Below are 5,835 nucleotides of genomic sequence, written 5' to 3'. Positions count from 1 at the left end.
CGGGGATGCAGTGTTATTTTAGGAACTGAAATGTTTATTCACCAATTGATTGAGCAGTTCAAAATACTCACCGGGATTGATGTTCCGGCAGATGTCGTACGGAGATGGTTACTCTGAATACTTTTGGCAGATCGTTCAGAATTACTACGTTTGGAGAGAGCCATGGTACTGCAATCGGTGCGGTTGTTGACGGATGTCCTCCGGGAGTTTTCCTATCACCTGCTGACATCCAGCCATTTCTTGATAGAAGAAGACCCGGTAGTTCAGATCTGGTGACCCCACGACGTGAATCAGATCTGGTTGAGATCCTTTCGGGAGTTTTTGAGGGACAAACACTCGGGACCCCCATTGCATTGCTGATCAAAAGTGAAACAGCCCGATCTTCTGATTATGATCAACTTCGGGATCTCTATCGCCCAGGTCATGCCGATCGTACGTATTATGAAAAGTATGGAATCAGAGACCACCGGGGAGGAGGCCGAAGTTCAGGAAGGGAGACTGCAGGACGGGTCGCAGCAGGAGCAGTTGCATCGATCTGTCTTAAAACCAGAGGAATCTCAGTTATAGGAAAGATCATTGAGATTCATGGTAACTGCGATCCTGCAACCTTTGAGCATGAGATCAGAGATGCCCGTGACCGGGGAGACTCAGTAGGGGGGGTCATCAGTCTGACTATTACTGGTTGTCCGGCAGGACTTGGGGATCCCGTGTTCGGAAAACTCGATGCCCTGCTTGCTGCTGCTCTGATGAGTATTGGTGGAGTAAAAGGGATTGAGATCGGATCAGGTTTTGCAGGAGCACGCATGTACGGATCTGAACACAACGATCCCATGAGTCCTGAAGGGTATCTCTCAAATAATGCAGGAGGGATCCTGGGTGGAATATCAAGCGGGCAGGATATCCTCGTCCGGCTTGCAGTCAAACCAACTCCATCAATATGTATCCTTCAAAGCACAATAGATCAATCTGGCAATCCCAGATCCATTGTGGTAGGAGGAAGACATGATCCCTGTATTGCCCTAAGAATTGTTCCGGTAGCAGAAGCTATGGCTGCTCTCGTTCTTATGGATGCGTTGCTGGAACAGGATACTTATGCTGCATGGAAACCTAACAGAACAGGTACGGATAACTAGTATCTATATCCAACCACATAGTTTCAGAGATAAAGGATCGTCAGCAACTGGTCCCACTTTTTTCGTTTCAAAATTCAGGGACTGATCCAGGATAACAGACTCAACCCAATAATTGCTGACATCAACACCCCTACTCCCATGATGATATACCAGCATAAAGAACCCCGATCTTCAGGGTTAAGACGGTGATCAATTCCGATAAGGATTCCAACCACGACACTGAAGAAAAGAAGCCGGATAGAAATAAAACTCCTGGTGAGTTCCATTGACCAGAAAAACTGGGACACAAATGCCGAAGAGATCAGAACCAGAGTAATAGCCAGGTAGGTAACTCTGGTCATCACAAATCCGGGAATCGTCCGGGGAAGTGTTACCTGTAGTACTCGTGATCTGCCATATACCCCTCCAAACATACTGCAGAATAAGACCACAAAACAAACAATGACAAAAATACTATTTCCAAAAATGCCAAGATTCATAACCATCAGAACAATTTCAAAGGTCAGATCAGATTCAGGTGCACCAAGACCGTGTTCATACAAAAATACATATCCTACTGATAGGTAGAGAACACAGAAAAAGAAAAGAGAGGACATCCCAAAAGCCGCATCAAGTTTAATCCTCTCCAAAATCTTCTGTTTATTATCAGCGATAACACTCCCACCCATATGATTAACGAGCCAGACTGAATAGAACAGAAGTGAAAAACCGGAACCTACACTGCTTAAAATAATTGACGACTCATACACACTCATGAACGTGCTCAGGTCCAGAATTTTGAGAAATATCCCTTCATGGGAAGGAAGAGGCATGGACAGAAGCATAGAACAAAGACCTACCAGGATAACGCTGATGGCTCCAATCAGAATTTTTCTGAATAACCAGTAGGAATTGACAGAAACCAAAAGAAAAATCGCAGTGAAAACGATGAAAACAATAATTATTGGAGGGATCCAGATATGGAGTAGTTCATTACATAAGCGGGCCATGGTGAGCGAAGAGTATCCCAGCATAAAAATTTCTAAATAATAAATCGCATTAAGCAACCAGATAGCCCAGTTTTTTGGGCCAGCTGTTTCAGCGATTCCAAAAAAAATATCTTTTCCGGTCGCAAGCGTGTACCTTCCAAGACCTGTTAGAAGAGCATACTTGAATAGAAGGGTAATGATAATTATTCCAAGAAATGTATAACCTTCATCTGCTCCAAACGTAATGAGCGAGAGCAATCCTATCCAACCACTCGAAGAAAGTGCAATAAGAATTCCAGGACCTGGGAGTGGGTATTGTACCGCTTCATCAGGCCGTGAATTTGCCATAACGCATATTGAACCGTATTTGATATGAAAGCCATGATTTAGGAAGTAGTATACCACCAATCTGGCTCTTATTATACTGGCTACGCAAAAAACACATTCAGCCAGACATATGAACAGACAAAATACGAACCAGATAACCGGGATCGTGATTCTGATTGGAATCGTGATATTCTTAAGTCTGCTCATCCTGCAACAGACTTACAATCCATCACCTGATAAAAAAGCAGATGGACCGGTCTTTCCCCGGATTTACCATAATCTTGTTGTTTATGAGAGCAGGACCACGTTGCATAATGCTGATATCATTATGTTCAACATTTCATCAGGTATGCAGCAGGATCTCTCGGATCATGATGGCAACCAGTTCCGGCCAGATATCGATGATGACAAGGTAATCTGGCAGGATAAACGATCAGGGTTCTGGAATATTTTTCTAAAAAATCTTACCACCGGAAAGACGACATCGATAACAAATTATTCTTCGCGAGAGACGACACCACAGATTTTCGGTGATAGGGTAGTGTATATTGATGAACGTAACGGATCACAGGATATCGCTCTATTCAACCTTTCTACCGGAGATGAAAAGATGATCTGTTCTGCAGAAGATATACAATGGCAACCTGATATTGACGGGGACTGGGTTGTCTGGGAGGACTGGAGAAGGGGACCCAAATCAGAAGGAGATATTTACGCATATTATCTTCCTACCGATCAGGAGATTGAAATTACCAATTCCTCTACTTCAGAATGGTTTCCTTCAGTATCTGATGGCAGGGTTGTCTGGCAATCTAACAAAAACGGAAATTTTGATGTTTTTTTTGAGAACCTTACAACCAGAGAACAAATTCAGATAACCAACGATTCATCGAGGCAATGGCTACCCAGAATCTCGGGAGATACTATCGTGTGGATAGACGAACGGAATAAACAATGGGATATATACGGATACAATATCTCTACAGGGGTTGAAATTCAAATTACAAATTGTTCGGGCAATGAAGCCTGGCCAGATGTTTCAGAGGATACAGTAGTATACATTAATTACCCGGAACAGGGGAAAGCCGAACTGATGAGTGCACGGATATAACATGAGGTTGGTTTCTGCTGCACTAGGTACTTTTATACAGATGATTCTAATTGAGAACTATTGTGATGACAACATTATATGGATTAAAAACCTATCTGTATGAGTGACTGAAGGTAATTTTCTGCAGCATGACATTCCTATCGGGGCATTAACCTCGATCATTTCTCGATCCCGGTCCATAATTCTTAACAACCAGCTCAAACCCCTCAATATTTCTGCAGGCCAGTTTCCCATCATGATGTATCTGTCGAAACATCAGAACGTAACCCAGGAGACCTTGGCCCGCCATTTTCATATTGACCGGGGTACTATCGCAAGATCAGTAAAAAAACTTGAGGATGCAGGATACATAATCCGGACGATCGACCCTGAAAACCGCAGAGCAATCCGTCTCTTCCTATCAGAACAAGGGAGAAAAATCACCCCGGATTTAATCCGGATCGATGCCAATTGGGAGGAAACGGTATCCACAACTCTTACAGGGTCAGATAAGGTGCAGTTTCGGGAAATTCTCATGAAAGTCGCGACGGCGAGCATACAGGGGGTTCGGGATAACGGAAATGAAACATATGGATCATGCTGCACCAGGGGTGACTGCGTATGAATCCATCTGAAAATACTGAGGGAGTGAACCTGCTCATCGGGGATCCCAAAGCAGCAATTCTGAAACTTTCCATCCCGATGATCATTGCCATGCTCCTGATGTCGACTTATAATCTGGTCAATGCTATCTGGGTAGCGGGCCTTGGATCAGATGCACTCGCAGCAGTAGGATTCATCACTCCTCTGTTCATGGTGTTGATAGGACTGGGGAGTGGTCTTGGTGCAGGAGCTACCTCGGTCATTTCCCGCAAAATTGGAGCAGGAGATAGGGAAGGGGCAAATACTGCAGCGGTTCAGGCAATTTTGATGACCATTGCAATTTCGATCCTTATTTCGATTCTCTTGATTGCAGCATCACGACCGCTCTTGCTCCTTTTTGGTGCAGGTAATACGGTGGACCTTGCCGTAGAATATGGAAATATCATCTTTGGAGGAACAATCCTGATCCTCCTAACTAACGTTGCATACGCGATTCTTCGGGCAGAAGGCGATACCAAACGGACCATGTACGTGATGGGGGCATCCTCAATTCTGAACATCATCCTGGATCCAATCCTCATCTATTATCTGCACATGGGTATTGCCGGGGCAGCCTGGGGGATGATCATCTCCCTGGTGATGGTCACCCTGGTACTGCTGTACTGGTTTTTTATCAAAAAAGATACGTATGTCACTCTCTCTACTCACGTGGATATTCGCAGGACAAGAAGCATCAGAGATATTCTTGCTGTAGGCCTCCCAGCAAGCTGTGAATTTTTTCTTCTGTCGTTTCTGACAATTTTTATCAACGAAATGCTGGTGATGGTAGCCAGTACCGATGCGGTTGCGGTGTATACCGCGGGATGGAGAGTTGTAATGTTTGCAATCATCCCACTTGTGGCTATATCAACCTCGGTCATTTCAGTGACCGGAGCAGCATATGGAGGGAGACATTATGAAAAATTCCCGATCATTCACAACTTTTCTATAATGCTGGGTATGGGCATTGCAATTCTGATCAGTGCAATAACCTGGCTTTTTGCATCACAAATTTCCTTCATTTTCACCTATTCCGCTGAAGGTGCTCATCTTGCACCCGCAATTGCAGGATTTTTGGGTACCATGTGTATTTTTTATCCATTTGTTCCAGCCGGAATCATGTCCTCATCAATTTTTCAGGGGACAGGACGGGGAGTATCCTCTCTGATCCTAAATGTTATGAGAAATATAATTTTTATGGCCTCTTCAGCATATATTCTGGGGATACTTCTCGGGTTTGGTGAACATGGAATTTGGTACGGCATAGTAATCGGAGATGTTCTGGGAGGAATTGTCGGATACATATGGGCACGGGTGTACATAAGAAGACTTATGAAGTACGCCTGATACCCTGTTTTAACTCATTTTTGGTGAATCACAACCCCTGAATGGTTGTTAAAAAAAGATTTAGGATTCTGGTTTGATCAGCACAACTCTCCAGGGAGTCCCCTGGAGACCCATTGTTGTCCAGACCATCTGTTTTACCGGTGATTCATCGCTCGAATTACGGTTAAATTCATATTGATCATAACCTGCTCTTGCATTCTGAAGATGTACGGCTGAAGCAAGCAGTGAGGGTGATGACTGAAAAACAGGATCATTCCATACCGATCGACCAATCTGACTTTGGTCAGTTTCATATATCACGGTCCCATCAGGCTGTGCTACCATGAGG

Annotated in this window: 6 protein-coding genes and 1 pseudogene; 5 read left to right on the top strand and 2 right to left on the bottom strand. The window is 44.1% G+C overall.

What is annotated here, in order from left to right; translation table 11 throughout:
• Positions 1 to 30: 30 nt before the first annotated feature.
• Together LUQ50_RS16030 and LUQ50_RS15740 are read left to right on the top strand one after the other, a co-directional pair.
• A complete protein-coding gene (locus LUQ50_RS16030) occupies positions 31 to 117 on the top strand; it encodes a hypothetical protein (RefSeq protein WP_367279028.1) in 87 nt (28 codons plus the stop codon).
• Entirely contained in the window at positions 114 to 1,133 is a 1,020-nt protein-coding gene (locus LUQ50_RS15740) for a chorismate synthase (RefSeq protein ID WP_300041368.1), read from the top strand. Before LUQ50_RS16030 ends, LUQ50_RS15740 begins: the two co-directional genes overlap by 4 nt.
• A 74-nt stretch (positions 1,134 to 1,207) precedes the next feature.
• On the opposite strand, the gene LUQ50_RS15735 is transcribed toward LUQ50_RS15740, so the two are convergent.
• Positions 1,208 to 2,449, bottom strand: coding sequence for a hypothetical protein (locus tag LUQ50_RS15735; protein WP_300041366.1), 1,242 nt, complete (start codon positions 2,447 to 2,449; stop codon positions 1,208 to 1,210).
• Positions 2,450 to 2,558: 109 nt separating this feature from the next.
• On the opposite strand from LUQ50_RS15735, the gene LUQ50_RS15730 reads away from it, so the two are divergent.
• The 3 genes from LUQ50_RS15730 to LUQ50_RS15720 all read left to right on the top strand — a co-directional run bounded on the left by LUQ50_RS15730 (position 2,559) and on the right by LUQ50_RS15720 (position 5,507).
• On the top strand, positions 2,559 to 3,539 hold the full coding sequence (locus LUQ50_RS15730) for a hypothetical protein (RefSeq protein ID WP_300041364.1): 981 nt from the start codon (positions 2,559 to 2,561) through the stop codon (positions 3,537 to 3,539).
• A 103-nt stretch (positions 3,540 to 3,642) separates the two neighbouring features.
• The gene (locus LUQ50_RS15725; protein WP_300041362.1) at positions 3,643 to 4,143 is read left to right on the top strand and encodes a MarR family winged helix-turn-helix transcriptional regulator; all 501 of its coding nucleotides are present in this window, start codon (positions 3,643 to 3,645) and stop codon (positions 4,141 to 4,143) included.
• The gene (locus tag LUQ50_RS15720) at positions 4,140 to 5,507 is read left to right on the top strand and encodes an MATE family efflux transporter (protein WP_300041360.1); all 1,368 of its coding nucleotides are present in this window, start codon (positions 4,140 to 4,142) and stop codon (positions 5,505 to 5,507) included. Before LUQ50_RS15725 ends, LUQ50_RS15720 begins: the two co-directional genes overlap by 4 nt.
• A gap of 60 nt (positions 5,508 to 5,567) precedes the next feature.
• Here the strand turns inward: LUQ50_RS15720 and LUQ50_RS15715 are convergent.
• A pseudogene (locus LUQ50_RS15715) lies at positions 5,568 to 5,835 on the bottom strand (hypothetical protein); the annotation flags it as partial.

This window comes from Methanospirillum sp., assembly GCF_028679455.1.
Lineage (GTDB): Archaea > Halobacteriota > Methanomicrobia > Methanomicrobiales > Methanospirillaceae > Methanospirillum.
The sequence above is the reverse complement of the archived record's forward strand: the minus strand, read 5'-3'. Positions and strand labels throughout refer to the sequence as shown.